The organism is Cyclobacterium sp. SYSU L10401 (assembly GCF_010993705.1).
In the GTDB taxonomy this organism is placed as follows: domain Bacteria; phylum Bacteroidota; class Bacteroidia; order Cytophagales; family Cyclobacteriaceae; genus Cyclobacterium.
The window spans coordinates 83,624-107,231 of sequence record NZ_WOFO01000015.1; the positions used below are offsets into that span (position 1 = coordinate 83,624).

The 23,608-nt window shown below is 45.5% G+C and carries 20 protein-coding genes and 1 other RNA gene; 14 read left to right on the forward strand and 7 right to left on the reverse strand.

All coding sequences use genetic code 11. The annotated features are described in order from the left end of the window. Positions 1 to 43: 43 nt before the first annotated feature. From GL182_RS23040 to GL182_RS23050, 3 genes are read left to right on the forward strand one after another with little or no spacing between them, the layout of a single operon-like run. On the forward strand, positions 44 to 1,384 hold the full coding sequence (locus tag GL182_RS23040; RefSeq protein WP_163382221.1) for a TolC family protein: 1,341 nt from the start codon (positions 44 to 46) through the stop codon (positions 1,382 to 1,384). Then, positions 1,384 to 2,484: an efflux RND transporter periplasmic adaptor subunit gene (locus GL182_RS23045; RefSeq protein WP_163382223.1), complete on the forward strand. Its 1,101-nt coding sequence runs from the start codon at positions 1,384 to 1,386 to the stop codon at positions 2,482 to 2,484. The genes GL182_RS23040 and GL182_RS23045 overlap by 1 nt, the downstream gene beginning before the upstream one ends. Further along, positions 2,481 to 5,645 (forward strand): efflux RND transporter permease subunit, encoded by a 3,165-nt coding sequence (locus tag GL182_RS23050; RefSeq protein ID WP_163382225.1) that lies wholly within the window; start codon positions 2,481 to 2,483, stop codon positions 5,643 to 5,645. The genes GL182_RS23045 and GL182_RS23050 overlap by 4 nt, the downstream gene beginning before the upstream one ends. 30 nt (positions 5,646 to 5,675) lie before the next feature. On the opposite strand, the gene GL182_RS23055 is transcribed toward GL182_RS23050, so the two are convergent. Together GL182_RS23055 and GL182_RS23060 are read right to left on the reverse strand one after the other, a co-directional pair. Then, the gene (locus GL182_RS23055) at positions 5,676 to 6,506 is read right to left on the reverse strand and encodes a DUF4249 family protein (protein WP_163382226.1); all 831 of its coding nucleotides are present in this window, start codon (positions 6,504 to 6,506) and stop codon (positions 5,676 to 5,678) included. Positions 6,507 to 6,510: 4 nt separating this feature from the next. Then, on the reverse strand, positions 6,511 to 8,919 hold the full coding sequence (locus GL182_RS23060) for a TonB-dependent receptor (protein ID WP_205603719.1): 2,409 nt from the start codon (positions 8,917 to 8,919) through the stop codon (positions 6,511 to 6,513). 201 nt (positions 8,920 to 9,120) lie between these two features. Here GL182_RS23060 and GL182_RS23065 point away from each other — a divergent pair, with 201 nt between their 5' ends. The 9 genes from GL182_RS23065 to GL182_RS23105 all read left to right on the forward strand — a co-directional run bounded on the left by GL182_RS23065 (position 9,121) and on the right by GL182_RS23105 (position 16,713). Further along, positions 9,121 to 10,086 (forward strand): vWA domain-containing protein, encoded by a 966-nt coding sequence (locus GL182_RS23065; RefSeq protein ID WP_163382228.1) that lies wholly within the window; start codon positions 9,121 to 9,123, stop codon positions 10,084 to 10,086. An 18-nt stretch (positions 10,087 to 10,104) separates the two neighbouring features. Then, positions 10,105 to 10,764 carry a tetratricopeptide repeat protein gene (locus GL182_RS23070; protein ID WP_163382230.1) on the forward strand — a complete coding sequence of 220 codons (660 nt, stop codon included), beginning with the start codon at positions 10,105 to 10,107 and terminating at the stop codon, positions 10,762 to 10,764. Next, complete coding sequence (locus GL182_RS23075; protein WP_163382231.1) at positions 10,742 to 11,371, forward strand: hypothetical protein; 630 nt, start codon at positions 10,742 to 10,744, stop codon at positions 11,369 to 11,371. Before GL182_RS23070 ends, GL182_RS23075 begins: the two co-directional genes overlap by 23 nt. A 46-nt stretch (positions 11,372 to 11,417) precedes the next feature. Then, positions 11,418 to 12,599 carry an acetyl-CoA C-acyltransferase gene (locus GL182_RS23080; RefSeq protein ID WP_163382233.1) on the forward strand — a complete coding sequence of 394 codons (1,182 nt, stop codon included), beginning with the start codon at positions 11,418 to 11,420 and terminating at the stop codon, positions 12,597 to 12,599. A gap of 39 nt (positions 12,600 to 12,638) precedes the next feature. Then, positions 12,639 to 13,433 carry a toxin-antitoxin system YwqK family antitoxin gene (locus GL182_RS23085; protein ID WP_163382235.1) on the forward strand — a complete coding sequence of 265 codons (795 nt, stop codon included), beginning with the start codon at positions 12,639 to 12,641 and terminating at the stop codon, positions 13,431 to 13,433. Between the two features lie 120 nt (positions 13,434 to 13,553). After that, positions 13,554 to 14,489 carry a phosphoribosylaminoimidazolesuccinocarboxamide synthase gene (locus GL182_RS23090; RefSeq protein WP_163382237.1) on the forward strand — a complete coding sequence of 312 codons (936 nt, stop codon included), beginning with the start codon at positions 13,554 to 13,556 and terminating at the stop codon, positions 14,487 to 14,489. A gap of 113 nt (positions 14,490 to 14,602) precedes the next feature. Continuing rightward, positions 14,603 to 14,983 (forward strand): STAS domain-containing protein, encoded by a 381-nt coding sequence (locus GL182_RS23095; RefSeq protein ID WP_163382239.1) that lies wholly within the window; start codon positions 14,603 to 14,605, stop codon positions 14,981 to 14,983. Between the two features lie 12 nt (positions 14,984 to 14,995). Continuing rightward, complete coding sequence (locus tag GL182_RS23100) at positions 14,996 to 15,910, forward strand: ribonuclease Z (RefSeq protein WP_163382241.1); 915 nt, start codon at positions 14,996 to 14,998, stop codon at positions 15,908 to 15,910. After that, positions 15,907 to 16,713: a queuosine precursor transporter gene (locus GL182_RS23105; protein ID WP_163382242.1), complete on the forward strand. Its 807-nt coding sequence runs from the start codon at positions 15,907 to 15,909 to the stop codon at positions 16,711 to 16,713. Before GL182_RS23100 ends, GL182_RS23105 begins: the two co-directional genes overlap by 4 nt. Here the strand turns inward: GL182_RS23105 and GL182_RS23110 are convergent. The 3 genes from GL182_RS23110 to GL182_RS23120 are packed head-to-tail and all read right to left on the reverse strand — an operon-like array spanning position 16,706 to position 20,054. Continuing rightward, positions 16,706 to 17,686 carry a bile acid:sodium symporter family protein gene (locus tag GL182_RS23110; RefSeq protein ID WP_163382265.1) on the reverse strand — a complete coding sequence of 327 codons (981 nt, stop codon included), beginning with the start codon at positions 17,684 to 17,686 and terminating at the stop codon, positions 16,706 to 16,708. The genes GL182_RS23105 and GL182_RS23110 overlap by 8 nt on opposite strands. Before the next feature lie 2 nt (positions 17,687 to 17,688). Further along, positions 17,689 to 18,591, reverse strand: coding sequence for a serine hydrolase (locus GL182_RS23115; RefSeq protein ID WP_163382244.1), 903 nt, complete (start codon positions 18,589 to 18,591; stop codon positions 17,689 to 17,691). Positions 18,592 to 18,635: 44 nt separating this feature from the next. Continuing rightward, positions 18,636 to 20,054, reverse strand: a complete 1,419-nt coding sequence (locus GL182_RS23120; RefSeq protein ID WP_163382246.1) for an SLC13 family permease — start codon at positions 20,052 to 20,054, stop codon at positions 18,636 to 18,638. A 206-nt stretch (positions 20,055 to 20,260) separates the two neighbouring features. On the opposite strand from GL182_RS23120, the gene GL182_RS23125 reads away from it, so the two are divergent. Beyond that, positions 20,261 to 21,280, forward strand: coding sequence for a hypothetical protein (locus tag GL182_RS23125; protein WP_163382248.1), 1,020 nt, complete (start codon positions 20,261 to 20,263; stop codon positions 21,278 to 21,280). Positions 21,281 to 21,631: 351 nt separating this feature from the next. Here GL182_RS23125 and GL182_RS23130 read toward each other — a convergent pair whose 3' ends face one another. Both GL182_RS23130 and GL182_RS23135 read right to left on the reverse strand, forming a co-directional pair. Further along, entirely contained in the window at positions 21,632 to 22,192 is a 561-nt protein-coding gene (locus GL182_RS23130; RefSeq protein WP_163382250.1) for a helix-turn-helix domain-containing protein, read from the reverse strand. Position 22,193: 1 nt separating this feature from the next. Continuing rightward, a complete protein-coding gene (locus GL182_RS23135) occupies positions 22,194 to 22,532 on the reverse strand; it encodes a type II toxin-antitoxin system HigB family toxin (RefSeq protein WP_163382251.1) in 339 nt (112 codons plus the stop codon). Between the two features lie 191 nt (positions 22,533 to 22,723). Between GL182_RS23135 and ssrA the strand changes: the two genes are divergently transcribed. After that, positions 22,724 to 23,128, forward strand: a transfer-messenger RNA (tmRNA) gene (gene ssrA / locus GL182_RS23140). The last annotated feature ends 480 nt before the right edge of the window (positions 23,129 to 23,608 follow it).

Genomic DNA, 23,608 nt, shown 5'->3' on the forward strand with positions numbered 1-23,608 from the left:
TTCATAAGTCCTTACCAATCTACTTGCCATTAACCTCCCCTTAATGAGAACACTGTATACTTTCCTTACTTTTTACTTGTGGTTTACAGTTCAGGTTTTCTCACAACAGGAAGAGGTGATGGAATTGAATTTGGAAAGTGCCCTTTCCCTGGCCTTTGAAAACCAACCTCTTTTGCAGCAGTTTATCAACGAGAGGGAGAAAACAACCTTCACCGTAAAGTCAGGAAAATCGGCCTGGCTGCCCCAACTGAACCTGGATGGGGCACTCAACCGGTATTTCCAACAGCCGGTGGCGATCTTTCCTGATTTTGATAACCCGGATTCCGGTGAATTCCAGGAAGTCAGAACCGGGGTTCCCCATAATGCCAATTTAAATTTTTCATTGAGCCAAAACCTGCTTAATAATGATCTTTTCCGGATAAGCGAACAGGCACCCTATTTAAACCAGGAAGCGTCACAAACACTGGAAGACTTTAAAATACAAATGGTGGCCGGGCTAAGCAAAGCATTTTATGAGGTGTTTCTGGCTGAAGAACAGGTCAGGTTGGCAGAAGAGGATATCAAAAGACAAAAAAGACAATTAGAAGACGCTGCCTTACAGCTGGAGGCAGGTTTAACGGATAATATAGATCTTAAAAGGGCAACCATAACCCTTCAAAATACCCAAAGCCAGCTGTACCAATACCTGCAAGAAAAACGAATAAAAATAGCTGCCTTAAGGTATTGGCTGGGCATGGAAGAGGACATTGAGATACATGTTCAGGCATCTGTCAGCCAACTGGAAGCGCAACTTTCGCCAGACACCCTGCTTGTATTTGAGGCAGAAAATCGCATCGAATACCAGCTATTGGAAAGTCAGAAAGACCTTCAAAAGGCGGAAATAAGCTATCAAAAAAGGCGATTTTTACCAGATATTTCGGCTTTTTATGATTACAATTTTCTTTTTTTAAGCCCTGTGGGTAGTCAACTTTTTGATCAGGTATATTCATTTTCTCTGATTGGCCTGCAACTCAACCTCCCCATTTTTTTAGGTGGAAAAAGAAGCTATGAAGCCAAAATGGCGGCTCTGGACCTGCGAAATTTACAACTGGCCCAAAAGAATCTTGTATTGGAGGTAAACCTGGAAATGCAGGAGGCCCTAAGTGCCTATAAGAACAGTGTTTACCTGTTGAAAATGCAAAAGAGCAACCGGGACCTGGCAGAAGAAATCTACGACACCATAAGCTTGCAATACGAGCAGGGGATCAAAAACTTTCTGGAAGTAATACAGGCAGAGACAGATTTGAGAACGGCAAGGATCAATTACCTGCGCTCCCTTTTCAATGCCATTACGGCGAGGATCGATCTGCAAAAAGCCCGTGGAGAAATAAAAACCGACTATTGATGAAAACAAAACTGTTACTTATCGGGCTGTTGGTCCTACATTATTCCTGCGATGAAAAAGAAAATACGGAAACCCAGGAAGTCAGGGTAGAGACCGCAGCCGTAAAAAAAGAGAAAATCGAACTATCGGATCAATATCCTGCGGTCACAGTGGCCTTGCAGGAGGTTGAGCTCCGGGCTGATGTTAGCGGTTACATCACCAATATCCTGTTTAAGGATGGGCAAAAGGTAAGAACTGGCCAATTGCTCTATGAAATTGACAAAAGTAGGTACCAGGCTACCCTGAATCAATCAGAGTCAAGACTCAAGATTGCGGCTTCCAACCTGGAAAGGGCGCAGAGAGATATGGACAGGTACCAGAAACTCAAAGAGGGGAATGCCATAGCCGGACAGGTATATGACAATGCACTAACGGACCTGCGCAATGCCGAATCGGAAATGCTGGCAGCCCAGGCTCAGGTAGACAATGACCTAACCAACCTCCAATATGCATCTGTTCGGTCTCCATTTACGGGTACCATTGGCTTTTCCTCCGTCCGTTTGGGAGCTTTGGTAAACCAGGGAGAAACACTCCTCAATGTCATCTCCTCCAATGACCCCATTGGTGTTGATTTTTTTGCCGGAGAAAAAAACCTTACAAAATTCCAAACCATGATGGAAGATAAAGAAAGGGTAAAGACGGATAGCACCTTTATGATCAGATTGCCCGGCGGAGAAATGCATCCCTATCCAGGTACCCTTGAAAACATGGACAGGGCTATCAATAGGGAAACTGGCACCATCCACATCAGGCTTCATTTTCCAAATCCGGATGATGTACTCAAGCCTGGCCTGAGTACCACCCTCAGGGTAAAAGCCATCAATGGCGATCCAGTGCTAACTATTCCTCAAAAAGCCACCATGGAGCAAATGGGGGAAATATCGGTTTTTGTCAGGGAGAATGACACTGCCCGGGAGAAGAAAATTGAATTGGGTAGAAAGTTTAAAGACCGGGTTATTGTTGAAACTGGTTTGGAAGAGGGACAGTCTATCGTTATCAGCGGCATGCAGAAATTAAACGACGGGGATAAAATCACCACGCAAAACAGGAATCCCGAATGATCTCATCCACTTTTATCCAGCGGCCCAACCTGGCCATTGTCCTTTCTTTGGTCATACTGCTTTTAGGAACGCTGGCCATAGTCAACCTACCCGTTTCTCAATATCCGAATATTACCCCTCCCATTATACAGGTGACGGCCACCTATACCGGTGCGGATGCCGAGACCATAGAACAAACGGTCGCTACGCCTTTGGAAACCCAGATCAACGGAACTCCGGGGATGGCATACATAGAAAGCACCAGTAGCAACGAGGGAAGAATGACCATGAACATCACCTTTGAGGTGGGGACAGACATTGATATAGCAGCAGTAGAGGTACAAAACCGGATCAATGTGGCAGAGGCTTTGCTGCCGGAAGAAGTTCGGAGACTGGGCATCACCATCCGAAAGCGAAACCCCAGCCTGTTGATGATTGTATCCATGTTCTCTCCGGAGGGAACCCATGACATTGATTTTTTAAACAATTATGCCAACATATTTGTCAAAAACGAATTACTCAGGGTGCCTGGGGTGGGGGATATTTTTACCCGGGCGCAGGATTTCAGCATGCGCATTTGGCTGCAGCCGGATAAACTATTTCAGATGGGCCTTTCGGCTGGTGAAGTCATCAATGCCCTCAGGGAACAGAACATACAGGTGGCCGCAGGGGCATTGGGCACCCCTCCGCAGCAGGGATTTCAATCCTTTGAATATACCTTGTTTACCAATGGGAGGCTAAACAGTGAGGAGGAGTTTGAAAATGTCATTGTAAAATCCGCAGCAGAGGGGGATCAATTGGTTTATCTCAGGGATGTGGCCAGGGTAGAATTGGGGAGGTTTGACTACTCGGTAAATAACTTTACCGATGGCAAACCAGCCGCTTACCTTATCGTCTATCAAACGCCAAACAGCAATATCCTGGATGTAGAGGAAGGAATAATCCAGGCCATGGATGAAATTCAGGAAAATTTCCCCAATGACATGGAATATGTCATTCCTTTCGAATCTGCCTCTGTGGTACGGGTATCCATTGGTGAGGTAGTGGAAGCATTGATCCTGGCCCTTTTACTGGTCTCCCTGGTTGTTTTTATATTCCTTCAGAACTGGAGAACTACGCTGATTCCGATCATTATTATCCCCGTCTCCATTATCGGCACATTTGCCCTGTTTATACCGCTGGGATTTTCCATTAATAACCTGACGCTTTTTGGTTTTGTGCTGGCCATAGGAATAGTCGTGGATGATGCCATCGTGGTAGTGGAAGCGGCCATGGGTTACATGGAAAAGGAAAAGCTAGCTGCCAGAGAGGCAGTCACCAAGGCCATGAAGGATATCTCAGGACCCGTCATTGCCATGTCCCTGATCATTGCCGCCGTCTTCATCCCGGTGGGCTTCATTCCAGGTATAGTGGGCCGACTGTACCAGCAATTTGCCATGGCCATCGCTGCTTCCGGCCTGATTTCAGGATTTGTGGCATTGTCCCTGACCCCTGCCCTTTGTTCTCTGATACTGAAACCCAAAAAAACATCCCAACAGGCCAAAGGCATTCAACGTTTTTTTAACTGGTTCAACCGAAAATTTGAAGCTTTTGGCAAGGGCTATATCCAAAGCATCGAGAAAAGTTTTTCACGTGCCAGGTACTATTTAGGGGGTCTGGTCCTTTTGATTCTGCTGACAGTGTTTTTTTTCAACATCAAACCATCCGGGTTTATACCCAATGAAGATGAAGGAAGGTTGTTCATCACCTATGAATTACCAGAGGGAGCCTCCACCGCCAGAAGCCTGGAAACCATCAAAAAATTGATGGAAATTCTGGGAGAAGAAGAGGATATTTTTCATTTTACTGCTGTGACTGGACTCAATGCGATTAATTTTTCCAGTAAATCAAATAGCGGAACGGTATTTTCCCAGCTTCAACCCTGGAGTAAACGGGAAGGCGAAGGACAAAACGCTTTTGAAATCCGGGACAGGCTGTTACGGGAATTAAACGAAAAAGTACCTGAAGCCAAAATAGTTATTGTAGCACCAGCTGCTATTCCGGGATTGGGCAGCACCTCCGGATTTTCGATGGTGGTGCAGGATCTTGACGGAACCTCAAGCATCACTGAGTTTGAAGCAGAAGTAAAAGCATTTGTTTCCAAAATGAACCAGACAGAAGAAATTGACAATGCTTTCACTTTCTTTAGTGCCACCACACCCTCCTACCGGGTGGAACTGGACCGGGAAAAAACGGCCAGGCTTGGTGTCAACATAGGTGATGCCTATGCCTCCATGCAAACCTACCTGGGAAGCACTTACGTCAATGATTTTATCCTCTATGGAAGAAATTTCAGAGTAATAGCTCAGGCAGATACCTCCTTCCGGGAGGATTTATCCGGTTTAGAGCAGATATTTGTCAAAAACAGCTCGGGGAACATGCTGCCATTGAGCAACCTGGTCAGTACCGAAGTCATTGAAAATGCCCCTTTAATCAGTCATTTCAACCTTTTCAGATCCAGTACCATCAATGGAGATGCAGCCCCGGGATACAGTTCAGGACAATCGATTGAAAAAATCAATGCCCTGGCAGCTACCGAACTTCCCCTGGGCTACGGCATTGATTTTGCCGGAGTAAGCAGGGAAGAAATCAAATCCGGAGGAAATACCCTACTGATTTTCGTCCTGTCCATTGTATTTGTATTTCTATGTCTGACGGCACTCTATGAGAGTTGGTCTGTGCCTTTTTCCGTATTACTGGCCGTCCCAACGGGGGTGTTTGGTGCCATTGTCACCCTGCTCCTGTTTCCCTCACTTACCAATAATGTATATGCCCAAATCGGTTTACTGACCCTTATCGGTCTGGCAGCAAAGAATGCCATCTTAATTGTGGAGTACGCCAAAGAGCGGGTAGACAAAGGCATTCCTATCCACAAAGCTGCCGCTATGGCTGCAAAATTGCGATTAAGACCCATTTTGATGACTTCTTTTGCCTTTATTCTTGGCGTTTTGCCACTTGCCTTTTCTTCCGGTGCAGGATCGGTAGCCAGGAGAACCATTGGCTGGACCGTAGCTGGAGGGATGTTTTCAGCTACCTTCTTCACCTTATTTTTGGTTCCGGTATTGTTCTTCCTGGTCAGTAAATTAGCCTATAGCAAAAAGGAATTGGCTCAGCTGGCAGCTTCGGCTAAGAAAGATAATTAGCAGCTAAATCAAAAATCTCCATTTGCCCATTCAGTCTTCTTCCTGTATGACTACTTTCCGGGTAAGCACCGGAGCAGTCATAAAATAACCCAGCACCCTGCCCTCTCCCTGCATCAGCGAAATATTCGATTGAGGATTTTCCGGGGGAGGGCTAAACAAGCCCCCATCCGAAAACAATAGAGAAACCACCTGATTCAGGTAATCATAGGCAGGTTTATTTAATCTGAGCATCTGCAATTTCACTTCATCATCCTTTTTAAAAGAAAAAGCAGTTAATTCAAAGCCATTGTTCAAGATGGAACTGCCAAAGGTATCATCAAAAAGAAAATAATCAGACCGGCGGTTCAGAATGGTATCGTTTCTGGTGAGTATCAACCTGTAATAATTATTCTCCTCAAAGGGAATTTTTCCATACAGTGTGAGGTAGTATCCTTCACTGGCAAAAAACCGCTCCTCCTTGAATTCATAGGTAATGCTGTCCAGCACAGGAGCCTCCAGGGTGGTACCGCCAGACACATAATCCTTTCCGTCCAGAGAAACATTCAATTGGTATTCCTGACCTATGGTGGCTGCCTTCCCGTTTACCGGCAGGTATCTGCCAAGATCTTCCTCAAACCTGAAAGGCACTATTTCACCGGTCTGCATGTCCTCAATATCAACTTCCGCATGGGCGGCTATCTCATTGGGCAAGGTGTCGTAATAATCCCTGGAATAAGCTACAACAACTCCATTCAAAGCGGCGTCATCTGTCCAGATGGCTTCAATTACGGGGGTTTTTCCGACATTCTCCAAATCAAGAAACACCTCCTCCTGACAAGCTTGCAAAAGCAGCACCATTGATAGTATTTTTATCAGCCTCATGAACTCAAAATTTAAAATTGTATGTAACCGAAGGCAGGATGCCGAACAGATAGGTCATCACCACCCCTGGCCGAACAGCGCTGACTTCCTCCCCCAGGCCAGGATCAAAACCGATATCGTTATTGTAAATATCCGTAAATTCGTAGGAAAAGGGGTTTTTCCTGCCATAAGCATTGTAAATACTAAAATTCCAACTTCCCTGCCACCACCTTCCCTTGTCCTTGTTTTTTAAGGTCAGGGACAAATCCATGCGGTGGTAATCCGGAAACCGATCACTATTTCTTTGCTCACCATACAGGGGGACCCGTTGCTCATCCACCTCGTAGGATCCAACAGGGAAAGTCACCGCAATTCCCGTGGTATAAATAAAAGTACCGGACAAGGAAACCCTTTCACTCAGTTGATGGGAGACTACCAGGCTGACATCATTGGGGCGGTCATACCTGGGCGGATAGGGAAAGCCGCCATTGATGCCTCGAATTTTCCTGAAAACCCTGGACCGGGTATAGCTCAGCCAGCCGGTGGTTTTTCCTACATTTTTCCGGAGCAAAAACTCCAACCCGTAGGACCAGCCGTTACCGGAAAGGATTTCGGTTTCAATATTATCGCTAAACAGCACATTGGCTCCCTGCTTCAGGTCTACAATGTTCCTGAAATCCCTGTAATAACCCTCAACAGAAACTTCCCACTGATTGTTGCTCAGGTTTTGAAAAATACCGGCAGAGACCTGGTCTCCCCTGATGGGGAGGATGTATTTCCCGGCAGGGACCCAACGGTCTATGGGAAGTCCGGCGGAACTGTTGGAGGCCACCTGAATGTATTGGTAATTCCTGTTGTAACTTCCTTTAATTGCGGTTCCTTTTCCTGCCAGGTACCTTACTGCCAGTCGTGGTTCCAGTCCCTGGTATTGCTGCATTTTTTCACCCAGCCTGTATTCCAGGGTATCTGTTACCTGCCCGGATCCCCCGGGATCATTGTTTTCGTACAGGTAGTTAACCCCTTCTCCTATTTGCTGGTAAAGCCCATAGCGCAGCCCTCCCTCTATACTGATCCGCTCAGAAATCTCCTCCTTCAGGGCGATGAAAAAGTTGTTTTGCAGACCGACCCGTGGATTCGTGACCAGAGGTTCTATCCCGCTCCCTTCAGCAGGTTGTAAATCCACAGGGGCGAAATAGTACAATTGACTGTGGATACCTGTCTTGATTTCTGTGCTCTCCCGGGGCAGATAAGTTAAGGCGGCCCTGATACCCGTCTCAGAAAAATAATTGGACCAATCAAAACCATTGTCCTCATCGCTAAAACCAATCAGGTATTTGTAATAGCTGTAATAGGCCGTTACATCCAGGTACAATTGCTCATTGATTTGCCTGTCCCAATTGAATGAATTGATCCAATTGTTCCATCCCAGACCAAACTGACCGCTCAGCCCCAGAAAGTCACTGCCGTAATAGGTAGAAAAAGTAAATTTGTTTTTCGTGCCTTTCCTCCACATCAGTTTGCCACTTAAATCATAAAAGTACAGTTGATTGTCCCGGATGTCTTCGTTGGGGGAAAAAGCCAAAAATATATCCGCATAAGTTCTCCTCCCTGAAAGTACAAAAGAGGAATTATCGGAAAATAAGGGTCCGTCCACAGTGAGCCTGGAACTGATGCTTCCTATGCCTCCCTCTCCTTCGATTTTTCGGGTATTCCCTTCTTTCAGAGAAATGTCCAACAGGGAAGAAACCCTACCTCCAAACTGGGCAGGGATATTGCCTTTATACAGGGATACATCTGTCAGGGCATCCGGGTTGAATACGGAAAAAAAACCAAAAAAATGAGAAGGATTATAAATCGGAGCCCCATCTATCTGGATCAGGTTTTGGTCAGCTGATCCGCCTCTGACAAACAAGCCGGTGGTCCCTTCCCCTGCGGTATTTACTCCTGGTAACAATTGTATCCCCCGGAGCAGGTCTACCTCTCCAAAAAGGGCCGGGATACGTTTTAACTCCTCACCTGAAATTTCATTGCGCCCGATTTCCGTACTGAGGACATTGTGATCCTCTCTCCTATCCGACACCAACACCTCCTCCAGGGCCATTTCCTCGGGATTTAGGAAAAATTTCAAGTCATCGGTCTTATTGTTGATAGCTCTGCTGACAGGCTGGTAGCCCAAAAAACGGATTTCCAGTGTGGATGGAAGGGCATTCATGGCAATGGAAAACCTCCCATCCACATCCGTAACAGCACCTTTGGAAGATTGGTCTTTCCAGAACACTGTAGCTCCCGGTAAGGGCTCCCCCGAAACCTTATCAAGCACCTGCCCCATCAGGTTATCGGCATCCTGGCCCATCACCCTAACTGAAAACACTGGCAGCCAAACAAGGACCACAAAAAATATATTCCAAAATGGTTGTGAACGGTATTTAAACATTACTTTTGACTTGGTGTTTTTTTGAAAAGAAAGTACTATTGGTTGCCTGTTGCGTTAGGATCAAAAAAGATAACGGTATCTGCTAAAAATAGTTAAGCTTCCCGGGGAGTAATTCATGAAATGAATTTCAATATTCCCGGGGCTTGCCAATAATTAACCAATAATCACTTCGTTTTAAGTATAAATGATTAATTTCAAGCCATGATTTGGGCCTATTCTGATAACAATTCCATTCTGATACTGTCAGCAGTTTTTATACTGCTATACGCCATTTACCTGTACCGTTTTTGGAAAATCAACCAGAAGATTAAGGTAAAGAAAAGGAGGTTGGTCTGGAAAATGACCTTAAGAACCCTTTATTTTACCTTGTTTTTGATTGCCTTTGCCGGGCCTTCCATAGGAAATGCCATGAAGGAGATCAAACAGGAAGGCAAGGATATCTTCCTGGCCATAGACCTTTCCAGGTCCATGAATGCGGAGGATATCAAACCCAGCCGGCTTCAGCGAGTAAAATTCGAATTGAAAAATCTGGTAAAAAATTTCAGTTCAGACCGACTAGGAATCATTATTTTTTCTTCAGAGGCATTTATTCAGTGTCCGCTCACCTTTGATCAAAATGTCATACAGCTTCACCTGGACGGGTTGAACAGTGGTTTGGTACCGAATTCGGGCACTGATATTGCAGCCCCGCTTAAGATGGCTTATAATAAATTTCTGACAGACGAAAGTCAGGAGCCCAAATCCAAGGCTATCATCCTGATCAGTGATGGAGAAGATTTTGGAAATGAACTGGAAGAAACCCTGGAGCAACTCAATAGTTCAGGAATAAAAGTATTCAGCATGGGTGTAGGTACGGCTACCGGCAGCACCATACCCAGAGGTAGCGGTGTAGTCATTGACCAGGAAACCAATCGCCCGGCCATATCCAGACTGACTTCTACCAACCTGAAAACAATTGCCAGCCGGACCGAAGGAGATTATTTTGAGCTCAGTGACGAGCTTCAGGAAATCCCCCAATTGATCGATGCCATCGCCAAGTTAGAAGGTACGGTAATGGCCAGCCGTACGGTGGAGGCATCTTCCAATAAATATTTCTACTTCTTACTGGCGGGCTTGATTTTGGCAATTATTGACTCCATTTTGCCTGTCAGAACTTTATCCATTTAATCTACCTAAACCAACAGTATGTTGTCCAGATATTTACTTTGGGTTTTATTAATCTTGCCTGCTGACTGGAAAAAAATAGCGGCCACCAATGAGGCAATCGCGTCGGCAGAAAAGTCCTTTAAAGAAACGGATTTTGAAAACTCCATTCGAAATCACCTTTCCTTAATGGAAGACCATGGCTTAAATCAACCCGAAGTCCGTTTTAACCTTGCCTTAAGCTACCAAAACAACGGGCAAGAGGAAGATGCCAAAAAAACCTACGAGCCGCTGGCCGGTGTTCCGGGTAACACCGTCCCGTCCTACGCGGCTAACCAACAGGGGGTGTTGTTAGGTAACGAACAAAAGTACAAGGAAGCCCTTTCCTATTTCAAAACTGCCTTGCTTAAAAACCCAAACAATGAAAAAGCCCGTTATAATTATGAACTCCTGAGCCGCTGGCTGGAGGGCAATGAGGAGGAACAGGAAAACGAAGAAGACCGGGATGATGAAGACCAGATTAAACCCTCCAATTATGCCAAGAGGATGAAAGCTCAGGCCGATGAGATGGTAGACCGGTTTCAATTTAATGAAGCCCTGCAAACGATGGAAAGCGCATTGGAAATTGACGAAACCGTGGCTTATTACCAAAAATTTATGGATCATTTAAATGAGATCAATGAAATCAATAGCAACCCATAAACTACTCCTTTTTGCCTGCCTTTTTTGGGTTCCAATTGCTTTAATGGCCCAATCGGAGACAGAATATTTCAACAAGGCAGCCAGGCAATATGTCAATGAAGATATTCCCGGCACCAGTCAGTTACTGGCTGAAGGTCTGGAAAAATACCCTCAGGATCCCAAATTAAATGCCCTGTGGGAAAAATTGCAGAAAGACCAGGAGGATCAGGAAAAAAAAGACCAGCAAAGCCAGGAACAGCAAGACCAGGAGCAGGATGAATCCCAGGAACAGGACCAGCAGGAGCAGGACAGCCAGGAACAGGAAAGTGGAGAAGGAGAAGAACAAACTGAAGAAGATGGGGCAGACGAATCTGATGAAATGGAAGAACAAAGGGGCGAACAATCAGACAATAACGAGGAATCTGATGAGCCCAATGATATGGAAAGTGACCTGAGTGAACGGGAAGAAGCGATGGAGGAATTGCGGCAACGGCTGGAGGAGATGAACATTACTCCGGAACAAGCCGCCCAAATACTGGATGCCATGAACAGTAATGAACTCAGGTACATACAGCAAAACAGGAAAAAACCCACGCAACAACCCAAGCGGGGATTACCTGACTATTAAAAGCTTTTCGCCACTGAATCTTTCCTCCACCTAAATATAAGAAGACATGCAAGAGGTATTTATCCTATCCGCAGCAAGGACTCCCATGGGTGGCTTTGGAGGAAATTTGTCTTCACTTTCAGCCACCTCCCTGGGTAGTCTGGCCATAAAAGGGGCCTTAAGCAAAATCGGGCTGAGTCATGATACCCATTTTGATGAAGTTCTGATGGGCAACGTATTGTCGGCAAATTTGGGGCAGGCCCCAGCCCGACAGGCAGCCTTAGATGCAGGCATACAGGTAAGTACCCCCTGCACCACCATCAATAAAGTTTGTGCTTCAGGAATGAAGGCGGTGATGCTGGGCGCACAATCCATCATGTGTGGGCAGACTAATCTGCTGATAGCCGGCGGAATGGAAAGCATGAGCAACACCCCCTATTACCTGCCCAACGCAAGGTTTGGATACAAATTCGGACATGGCAACTTAATTGATGGGCTGAGTAAAGATGGCCTTCAGGAGGTGTACCATGATTTCCCTATGGGAAACTGTGCCGACCATACGGCCAGGGAAATGAACATCAGCCGGGCAGCACAGGACAACTATGCTGCCAATTCATACCGGAGGGCGGCTGAGGCCTGGGAAAAAGGCCGCTTTACCGCTGAAGTAATCCCTGCCAGCATCAAAGACCACAAAGGAAAGGAATTGCTCATTGATAAAGATGAGGACTACCTCAAAGTCATCATGGATAAGATCCCACAATTAAAACCCGTTTTTGAAAAGGACGGAACGGTGACTGCAGCAAATTCCTCCACCATCAGTGATGGAGCTGCTGCCTTGATCCTCGGTAGCAGGGAAATGGCCGAAAATTTAGACCTGAAACCCATTGCCAGAATTCGGGGATTTGCCGATGCTGCCCGGGATCCCATGTGGTTTACCACAGCTCCTGCCCTGGCCATTCCCAAGGCCCTGAAACAAGCAGGATTGGACATCACAGACATTGATTATTTTGAAATCAATGAGGCCTTTGCAGTGGTGGCCCTGGCCAACCAGCGATTACTGAATATCCCGGAAGAAAAACTGAATATTTACGGTGGAGCCATTGCCCTGGGACACCCTTTGGGTTGTTCCGGAGCCAGGATACTCACCACCCTACTATCTGTACTACGCCAGGAAAATGGGAAATTGGGGGTGGCTGGCATCTGCAATGGAGGGGGAGGAGCCTCTGCCATGGTGGTAGAAAAGATTTGATTTTATGCTTTTCCAAGACCCAATCAAACCTATCAAGCCATGAAAACATGCCTATTCCTTCTGCTGCTATCCTTCCAATTTCTGGGAACACCGGGAAAAGCACAACAAGGCACCACCTATTACGATGAAGAGCAAACACAGGTGAAGGAACGGTTTCAAACCAAAGGTGAGGTACCACATGGCGCTTACAGGCACTACGATCCCTTTGGAAACCTGACTCAAATCGGACAGTTTCAGGAGGGGCAAAAATCCGGTACATTTTATGAATTACACCCCCAAACAGGGGACACATTGAAAGTAACCCCTTATGTGGAAGATCAGGTGGATGGCGTAGTGACCTCCTTTTTCCCCGACGGTACCGTGGCGCAGAAGGCCACATTTCAAAAGGGAGAGATTCAGGGAACCCTGGAAACCTTTTATCCCTCCGGATCCCTCAAAAGCAGCACCCGTTTTGAAAATGGAAAACCTCATGGCCTCAACGAAATATTTTTTGAAAACGGGGAAATACAGGAGACACAGCAATTCGATCAGGGGCTTTTGAATGGTGTGCAGAAGACTTATGATGAAAACGGACAGCTTCTGACAGCACAAGACTATAAAGATGGCAGCCTGGAAGGCCGGTACACCAGTTATTTCCCTGATGGCACCCTCTCCTCAGAGGTAGAATATAAAAATGGGGTAAGGCATGGAAATTACGCCACCTACCATGAGAATGGTAAATTGAAGGAGCAGGGCAAATACAGGATGGGCTTACGCCATGGCGTATTTTCCACATTCGATGAACGCGGAAAGCTGCTGGATGAAAAGGAATTCAAAAGGGGAAATCCAAATTGATTTTTTGACAGCCTCTGGTACAAACTTTGTCAGCCCGAGCTACATTCTAAAAAGTGATTGGGAAGGAATTTCCCGTTGCTGGAGATTATTTCTTACTTTTGTGTTTAAAATTCGAAACCCATGAGTCAAGGCATCAAAAACACACAATACCAATTTCCTGGTCAGGTTGATTTTTACCGTGGAAAGGTGCGGGATGTATATATTTTCGAGCATACCATTGCCGTGGTAGCCACTGACAGGATTTCTGCTTTTGATGTGGTATTGCCGAAAGCCATTCCGTATAAGGGACAGGTTTTAAATCAAATCGCCTACCATTTTCTCTCGACCACAGCCTCCATTGTACCCAATTGGGTTACCATCTCACCTGATCCCAATGTCACCATAGGAAAAAGGTGTGAGCCATTCAAAGTGGAAATGGTAATCCGGGGCTATTTGGCCGGCCATGCCTGGAGAGAATACCGGGAAGGGAAAAGAAGCATTTGTGGGGTATCCCTGCCGGAGGGATTGAAGGAAAATGACCCCCTTCCGGAGCCCATCATCACCCCTACCACCAAAGCAGATCAGGGCCATGATGAGGACATCTCCAGGGAAGCTATTTTGTCACAGGGACTGGTACATGAGGATGATTACGCCCTTTTGGAAAAATATACCCGTGCCCTTTTTAACCGGGGAACGGAGATGGCCAGGGAGAAAGGCTTGATCCTGGTGGATACCAAATATGAATTTGGCAAATATGGCGATGAAATACTTTTGATCGATGAAATCCATACTCCGGACTCCTCCAGGTATTTTTACCACGAAGGTTATGTAAATAGGCAGGAACAAGGACTTCCTCAAAAACAACTTTCCAAAGAATTTGTCCGGCAATGGCTGATTGAAAATGGATTCCAGGGGAAAGAAGGGCAATCCATTCCTGAAATGAGTCCCGACATCATTGAAAGTATTTCCAACAGGTACATTGAACTCTATGAACACATCACGGGCAAAACTTTTGTGCCTGCAAATGGTTCCGATATAGCATCCAGAATTCAACGGGCCATTTTGGAAAGCATATAAATGGAGGGATCATTTTGGCCCCAAAATATTTTAAGCTAATTTTAAAACAAATTTGAATGATCAGGAGGCAAATTTTGCTGCCTGCACATAATGACTGGTAAATAAATTTTCAAATGAAATACGCTGTAGATAAAAAAGAACAATTTGTACTTTTCACCCTAATGGAAGAAAAACTGGATTCCACCCTGTCGCCGCAGTTGAAATCCGAACTACTCACCGTTCATGCGGAAGGATATAGAAACCTTATTTTGGATATGGCAAGCGTGAAGTATGCGGATTCCAGTGGACTCAGTGCCCTCTTGGTTGGCAACAGGGCCTTTGGTGAAGAAGGGGGAGTTTTTATTTTGTCATCCCTTCAGGAGCATGTGATGAAACTGATGAAAATATCCATGCTTGACAAAGTCTTCAAAGTGGTGGATGACAATGAGGCTGCTGCAGAAGCGGTATTTATCCATGAAATTGAGCAAGGTGCAGAAAAAGACGAGGAGGAGTAAACACTAAGCTACTTGGACTTCAATATCACCATTCTGGGTTCCAACTCAGCAGCTCCTGCCCATGGCAGAAACCAAACTTCTCAAGTGGTTACCTGGGGGAGTTACACGTTTTTGTTGGATTGCGGAGAGTCCACGCAGCACCAGTTGAGAAAATACAAGATCAAGTACTTTAAGATCAACCATATCTTTATTTCCCACCTCCACGGAGATCATTACCTGGGCCTGATGGGGTTGATTGCTACCTACCACTTGAATAACAGGAAGCACCCCCTTCATATATTTGGGCCAAACGGGCTGGATGAAATCATTACCATACAATTAAAGTATTCCGGCACCATACTCAAATTCCCACTGATCTTTCATCCCACCCTGCATTCAGAAAAAAACAAATTGCTGGAATTGGGGGACCTGGAGGTTTGGAGTTTTCCCCTGAAACACCGGATCCCCTGTACAGGATTCAGCTTTGAAGAAAAAACAGGCCGGGTGAGGCTCAATAAGGAACTGATTATCAAAAACAAACCAGGCATAGAGGCCATCCGCACCCTGCTCAGGGGACAGGATGTCCGGGACATGACGGGTAGGGTGTTGTATCCCGCAAAGGACTATTGCGAGATCAAAGCTCCACGCAAATATGCTTTCTGCTCGGACACCATTTATGATCCTGAGCTTCCTCAATACATCCGGGAAATGGATATCCTGTACCACGAATCTACCTTTATGGAGGCTGAAAAAGACCGGGCAAAATTGACCAGGCACAGTACCACCAAAGAAGCTGCCTCCATTGCCCTGGCATCAAAGGCCAAAAACCTCCTGTTGGGCCATTATTCGGTAAGATATGCCGACCTGACCCCCCTTTTGGAGGAAGCCCGGGAAACATTTCCCAATAGTTTTTTAAGCGAGGAAGGCACCACATACCGTATCAAATGAGCACAGAAAATATCGACAAGGTCTACCAATCGAAGAAAACCAATTTGTTCATCATCCTTGGAGGCATTTTTCTTACCAATGCCATCCTGGCGGAAATCATTGGCGTAAAAATATTTTCCGGGGAAGCCACGCTGGGCCTGGCTCCCGCCAACTGGACATTTTTTGGGGATTATGTACTGGATTTTAATCTGACGGCAGGTGCTGTCATCTGGCCGGTCGTATTCCTTACCACAGACATTATCAATGAATACTATGGTAAAAAAGGCGTTAGAAAGATCAGTTTCATCACCGCAGGACTGATTGCCTATGTCTTTATTGTCATTACCCTGGTAACCGGCTTGCCACCTGCTTCTTTCTGGCTGGAGGTAAATGCAAATGACCCCTCGGGAAATCCATTCAATATAGATTATGCGTTCAATACCATCTTCAGACAAGGTTTGGGTATCATCATTGGTTCCCTGGTGGCCTTTTTACTGGGTCAACTCCTCGATGTTTTTGTTTTTCAGAAACTCAGAAAAATTACCGGTGCCAAAATGATTTGGTTGAGGGCTACAGGATCTACGCTGGTGTCCCAGTTTATCGACTCCTTTGTGGTGCTTGGCATTGCCTTTTATGTGTTTGGCAATTGGTCCGTAGAGCAGGTTATTGCCGTGGGAATCATCAATTATATTTACAAATTTTCAGTGGCCATACTGCTTACACCATTGCTCTACGTGGGGCATGGGCTGATCGATCGCTACCTGGGTAAATCCATTGCAGAAAAGATGACCGCTGAAGCCTCCCGGGACACCTCCTTTATTTAGCGTCTGCTGCCAGTTTTTCTGCCAAGGCAGACCCCAGTATCAACTGAAGGGTATGGTAAAGCATTAAGGGCAACAATACCACCCCAAAAATGACCGGGTCGGGAAAAAGAATCTTCCCCATCACTGCCCCCTGTACCAGGGATTTTTTCGATCCGCAAAACAATACCGTAATGCCATCCTCCCTGTTGAATCCCAACCATTTGGCAAGGACATACATGACCCCCAGCATAAACAAAAACAAGAGCAGCATCCAAAGCCCCAGACCCAAAACATTCTGTCCCGCAAACATATCACCGGCAAATGATTGCGAAAAAGCAGAAAAGACAATCAGCAAAATGACCGTCTGATCGAAGGATTTCAGGACTTTGCCATACCGCTGCACCCAGTAGATCAGCCATCTGTGCAGCATAAAACCAATCAGCACCGGAAGAAAGATTTGTTTCACCAGCTTCCAAACGGTAATCAATAACTCAAAATCTCCCTGGTTGCTGCTTAAAAGCAAGCCCATCCATAAGGGGGTAATCAGGATGCCAATGATGCTGGAAATACTGGCATTGAAAATGGCTGCCGGAAGGTTACCCCTGGCAATGGATACCATGACGACAGAAGAAGATACCGTAGATGGAAGGGCGGCCAGATAAAATGTACCTACCCAGAAAAGGTTTTGCTGATTTCCAAAAACGCCGTACAACGCTAAAATGATCAGGGGAAACACCAGAAAGGTAGTACCTTGTATGAGCAGGTGCAACTTCCAGTTGGAAAGGCCTGTTTTTAAGCTGGCCGGACTGATCTTAACCCCATAAAAAAAGAAAATAAGGGATACCCCATAATAGGTCAGGTTATCCAGGTTGACCATAGCCCTGCTGCTATCTCCCCATTCCGGAAACAAATACGCCAGCAAAATGGTCAGGAGCAGTAAAAAGAAAAAAGTATTGATCCCGGCTTTGGCCAGGCGCTTTTTAATGGATGCCATCATCAGGAATTTTCCCCACTTACAAAATCATAAATCAATTTGCTGATGGCTGAGATGGCCTCCTTACCAGCAGGCAAATCTTCCAGGTTTTTGGTTAAAATGACCAACACATAACTTCTCCCATCCGGGAGGGTCAGGATGGCGGCATCATGTTGCACGCCGGTAATGGCCCCCGTTTTATGAGCAATTTTCACTGTCTCAGGCAGCAACTTCGGGATCAGGTCTTTGTAATACTGATCGTACAGGATATCCATCATCTGGCGGCTTTCCTCCTGCCCGACCGCCTCACCGGTAGCTATGGCTTTCATGATCAGCATCATGTCCAGGGCAGTGGTGGTATTGCTGAGCCCGGCATCAAAAGCCTTCAGGTCCTCCACTCCCCGAAGCACCTGTATGTCTGCCGCTCCCAATTCCCTCATGGTTTGGGTCACATTTTCTGCCCCTACCCTTTCGATCAGGATATTGGTGGCCAGGTTACTGCTTTTGATGATCATCTGATACATCAGTTCATATACCGTGGCCTTTTTCCCGATACGCTCGTAAAGCCCCTCCTGGCTATCCACTCCCAGGTCCATACTATAGGAGCTTCCGTCAACAATACTCTTGAATTCATTGAGGATCAAAATCGAATCATCCAGGGCAATCTGACCAGAACCGACCTGCTTATAAATCTCTATCATTACCGGCGTTTTCATGGTGCTTGCCGCATGGAACACCTCTTTCTCATTGATCAGCAACTGCGTCTCCGAACCGTCCAATAGGCTAAAAGCAACACCAAAATCTCCTGCTGTGCCGGCTATTACAGCCTGAATATCGGCTTCCAGTTCTTCTGTGGAATTGGTCCGTTGTTGCTCCGCACAGCCAAAACAAAAGTAAAGGGCAATAATCGAAATTATTTTTTTCATCGATGGATTATTTAGTGGTTGTTTTTTTACAGCTTAAACATGCCTCAGAACATCAGCCAAACCCAGGCCATCACGGCAAGAAAGGCGATGAGCGGTCCCAGAAAGATAAAGAATAATCCACCGGTACGGAAATCTTTTTGTTCCACCAGACCGGTCGCATAGGCAATGGCATTGGCAGGCGTCGAAACCGGCAGCAGCAGGGAACAGGAACAGCTGATGGCTACCATCACCGGCCCGGCAAGGCCATAGATTCCCGGCAAGGCCAGGCTCAGGGGCACTAGAATGGAAGCGGCTGCGGTATTGCTCATGACATTGGAGAGCAGAACCGCTACCAGGCAAAAGAAAATGGTAATAAACAGCATGGGCAGGGGCAAATTATTGATTTTGGCCATGACGATTTCAGCCAGACCTACCTCTACCAAAGCTATACCCAGGGCCAGTCCCCCTGCCACCAGCATCAGGGTATCCCAGGGGAGACTCCTGACCTGTTCGGAGTGAATCACCTGGGTCATGGTGAGCAGGACTATGGGAATGGCAGAAGTAGCGGCAACGGGAATTCCATGTAAGGGCTCGGTCAGCCACATCAACACGGTGAGGGAAAGGGTGAAAATGACGGCATATTTCTTAAATGGATCAACTTCCCCTACGCCTTTTGGCAAAAGTGACAGGTCCAAAACAACGCCCGAAAAATCATGTTTTTTACAAAGGAATTTCCAAAAAAGCCATACCAGCAACAAGCCACTGGGAAAACCAACGATCATCCAGTCCACAAAAGTAATGGTGATTCCTTTTTCCTGAAGGGCCCCTACCGCTATGGCATTGGGGGTACTTCCAATGATGGTGCCTATCCCTCCCACCGAAGCAGCTGCCGGAATGGCCGTCAGCAGGGCCTTGGCATACGCAGATTTTTTACCGATCAATTGTATCAATGGAATGATAGAGGATACCATCATCGCAGTAGTGGCCGTATTGGACATGATCATGCTCGCAATAGCAGTAGTCATCATCAGCCCCAAAAGCAAATGTTCCGGCCTTTGACCAAAACTGCGTACGGTAAAGCGAAAAAGCTGACGGTCCAACTCCACCATACTCATCCCTTTGGCCAGAAAAAATCCGCCCAACAAAAGCCAAACCACATTGCTGGTCCAGGTACTTACATACAGATCGGGGGGCATGGTCTTTTCAAAAAACCAATCGGTACTGAATCCCGTCAGCAAAGCCGCAATGATAAATATCCCCACAGCAAATGGAGGCATGGCTTCAGTGATCCATAGGCCTATGGCCAGAATGCTGATAAAAAAAACAAAGTTAACCGGAGGATCATAACCGATTTTTCGGAAAAAATAGCTCACCAGCAATGCCATCAGGAAATTACCAATAAAACTGGAAGTGCTGAAAATCCAATTCAACCTGAGTTTTCTGTAAAGAATCTGGGCTGCACTCCTGGAATCTGAATAAAACATTATTTATTGGTTTAAGCGGTTCAAAAAGATGCGGTCGTTTAAATGTACTTTTTGCAAAAAACAAGCAGGCTTACCTCCTGCCTACTCATCAGGCAATTTACAGAAAATTTAAGAAAATTTTACCCGGCAGTGATCCAAAGCCAGAGGCAAGCTCGTAACTACTGCCAAATAAGAAAATAACACAAACGACTAAATTTTAATTGACCATGAAAAAGTATTGGAATGTAACGAAAACAATGAGTTTGGGATTGATGGTAGCCGGACTGGGGCTCTTTTCGGCCTGTAACGATGATCCGGAACCGGAAATGCCTTTTACTCCCGGCATGGAAACCTTTGATTATGCCTTTAACGAAGGGCAATTGCTGGACAATCCAGCCACAGCCTATAATGGAGACGGCGAAGGGGATCATCCGAGAAACCTATCCGCCCAACTGGAGATCACAGAAATGGAAAACGGCAATGCTGAAGTAACCATCCGTCTGGAAAACGGACTGGATGGCATGCAGTATCCGGTGCATGTACATGATGCGGCGGATCCCAGCACCACACCCAATGGCACTCCCTATAATGAAACGCCTAATGGAGACATTTTTGCCGGGATGATCAGCGTAAGCAATGGCATGGGCAGCGGAAGCATGGAAACCGAGATGGACTATCAGATGTTGCTGGATACCTATGAAGGCTTTTTGGTGGTGCACGATCCTACCCAGGACCTGAGCACCACAGACCTGGGCACCTACCTGGTACTAGGCGTATTCGGACAGGACCTTGCAGAAGCAGAGGCAAATTTGCGTACCGAAACCTTTATGTATGACTTTAATGAGGGGCAATTACTGGACAATACCGACCTGGCCTACGAAGGAGATCATGCCCGTGACCTGATGGCAGAGATAATGGTGGAAGAAATGATTGACGGAACCTCCAAGATCACCATCAGTCTGATGAATACCATGGAAGGCATGACATACATGGTACATGCCCATGATGCTGCTGACCCGTCTACTACACCTAACGGTACTCCTTACAATGAAACACCCAATGGCGACATCTTTGCCGGAGGCATTGAGGGCAATGGAGGAACCGTGATGGCCGAGAATGAGTTGGAGATTTCTTACAATGAATTGACAAGAGACTACGAGGGCTTTCTGGTGGTGCATGATCCCACGCAGGAAATCAGCACGGTAGATTTGACCACCTACCTGGTACTGGGTGCCTTTGCAAGATAATTTTTTAATAATAAATGTTGGTCAAGAGGTCATGGGAGCGATTCCATGGCCTTTTTTTGTTCGTTCTGGCAGGTTGCTGACTTACTTTTCGGACTGACCTCCCCCGGTCCCCTCCTGTTTTCAGGAGATTGAGGATGGGAATTAAAAATTATAGTTATTGGAACCAAAGCCGCCTTTATTCAGGCTTTGGCTTGACATGTAATAGTGAAAACCCTCGGAGTCGTTTTCCTCCAGGCCCTGACCAACTTCCTTAAATGTACCAAAATATTATTTTAACCAGGCAATTCCTATCCGTCTGCCGAATAGAAGATTCCTCCCAAATTGATAGCGTCCAAGGTAGACACTTCGTTGTCAATCTATTTGTAAATCAAAATCCCTTTCTTTAAGCCTGATTTTATTTTTTGAAAGCGACGCTAATGTCTTATTAATATAAGAAGCTCTCTCTTGGTTTATAAAAGCTGGTATTAAATCCTCAAATTTTATCTTAAACAGTCGATTAATTACAACTAAATCATCCTTGGAAAATGGCCTTAACCCATTTATCAATTCAGACATGTAGCCTTTTCTATGCCCAAGAATTTTGGCCAAATCATTTTGATTTAATCCTGCCTCCTTGAGTTTCATTTTAATCAGCTCTTTTCTTTTTTGAGAAAACATATTTTCAGCCTCAACTAACGTTTCAGCTAAATCACTCTCTTTGATCTGATCTTTGCTTAAACGATCCTCATCTGACCAATTATCCTTTTCGTAATTTTTAATCAAATCACGTAAATGGTTCCTTATTGGTTCATATAATTTATTGTTTTTAACCAGCACCCGAAGCTGCAAAAACAGCGATGATGCTTTTTCATATTCCAGCTCACTTGTCAGAGAAGTAATCTTTTGTATGTTTTGTATTGAAAATTTATCCATTTTATATCAGTTTTTGACCACATAGCCACTTCTCAATTGTCGTCTTATTACCTTTGAAAGTTTTATCATATTCCTCATGGGAGCCAGTCCAGATAACGGTTGCCTCGCTGTCCTCAAATACTATCAAAATCATAGTACGATGGAAATTTATATCAAAAAAGTAAAATCCATCACTATGCACACAATCGCAATCAGGTCGGGCTTCTTTAATTTCAGTCTGCTTTGTCCAATTGGCATTTTCAATAGATGAAATTAATTTATCAATGGCCTTAATCAACTGCGTATTGCCACGGTTTTTGTTTTTGAGCTTAATCAGCTTATGTTTTCGTAATAATTCCAAAATCTTGCCAGTACTCAACGCAAAGATGAAAAATATGTTCCATATATTATAGAACTCAATCTATTTTTTTGCCTTTGAATTTCGGAAGGGGTTTTACGAAAGTCAGAAAAATGGGCCAACAAAAACCCTGGTGATAAAAATTTAAAGGTTTGGAACCAAATTTGTGCTACTTTTGTCTATTCATTTCAAATGGGGCTGACCGGTTTTGACAGTAGGTGTAAGGACTGGGCTCGCATGCAGGCTGGAGTATGTACGGCCTTGAAAGATTCATACGAACCATACTTGGCGAATCTAATTACGCCATGGCTGCCTAATCTTACCCTTCGGGGAATAGATACTGCTTAAAGGGTTGAGCTTCGATAGATGCTCCCCGGCCACATCCCACTACCCGTTGCACTGTCCGGGTAGAGTTGGGGTGTCGACTTGACGGTGCTGCTCCCTGTGAGGCTACTAAGCAGGGCTAAGACAAGTGGCTAAGCCGGAAGTAGGTGTGTCACCCAGCAGCTTTCGGCCGACAATCCAATCGGTGACTAAGCATGTAGACGGTACGGTGTTTCCCTATCTGGACGCGGGTTCGACTCCCGCCAGCTCCACACCCTCAAACCCTAACTAACTTTAAATAAGGTAGTTAGGGTTTTTGTTTTTTAATAGGGTGTGAATTGGGGTGTTGATTTTAGCTTTTTGGAGGACAAAATAGAAATAAATAGGAATGAGCATTTTTCAGGCTAACCTGCTCTTGGCACAACATCCCTTTTTCTTCTTTAGAAGTTTTTCAGTTGACGTAAAAAAAGCAAATCCAGCCTGCTAATGCTGAAATTAAAAATACTATTTTTACCGTTACTCATAAAAAATGTGCAGAACCCGCTTGATTCCTTTTACGAATTCCTTATTTTAACCAATTAAAATTGGCAATCGGGGGCATCACAGTACGTATACATGCAGCCCCCAACCCCAGGAAATAGTTTATTCAGATGTTAGTGGATATAACGGTTCGTCTTGTGCCACCCATTCCGGTTTTTGCGTGCCAGTGATTCCGGTCCAAACTGTGCCAGTTTACTGAAGCAGGTCCGGACCTA